General features: G+C 49.9%; 1 protein-coding gene. It reads right to left on the bottom strand.

The genetic code is table 11. The features are described from left to right. Positions 1-521: IS3 family transposase (locus JIG40_RS17510; protein ID WP_199465744.1), on the bottom strand; the 521-nt coding region annotated here is incomplete at both ends.

The raw sequence follows: 521 nt of genomic DNA, 5'->3' as shown, positions 1-521 counted from the left end.
GTGATACGACTGCCCATTGACCAACCAATTATTCGTCGTGAGAACAAGTCCATTACAGCGCCAAGATAGAGCCAGCCTTCATGCGTTTTGATGTACGTAATATCCGTTACCCAAGCCGTGTTGGGCGCTAATGGATTGAATTGCCGCTCTAAACGATTTGGCGTAACAACGTGTTGTTCACCACTAGGAGCTCTCGGTTTTCGATAGCCAACTTGCGCTCGCAGTCCTGCTCGCTGCATCAGGCGATGCACACGATTAATACCGCATTGCTCGCCAAGATCACGCAGATCTCGATGGAGTTTGCGGTATCCATAGACGCCACCAGACTCAAGCCAACATTGTTTGAGTTGGCCTGTAAGTCGTTCATTGTCAAGTTGTCTCTTCGACTTTGCGCAGCTCCTCCACGCGTAATACCCGCTCGGATGAACATCAAATAACTGACACAGATGTCGCACAGAGTGGCTGTGATGATGTTCTTGGATAAAGGCGTATCTTACTCGGGGTGGCTTGCGAAGTACGCC

The sequence above is a fragment of the Vibrio sp. bablab_jr001 genome (assembly GCF_016464285.1).
Taxonomy (GTDB): domain Bacteria; phylum Pseudomonadota; class Gammaproteobacteria; order Enterobacterales; family Vibrionaceae; genus Vibrio; species Vibrio fluvialis.
Note: the sequence above shows the minus strand (reverse complement) of the source record. Positions and strands in the feature narration are given on the sequence as shown.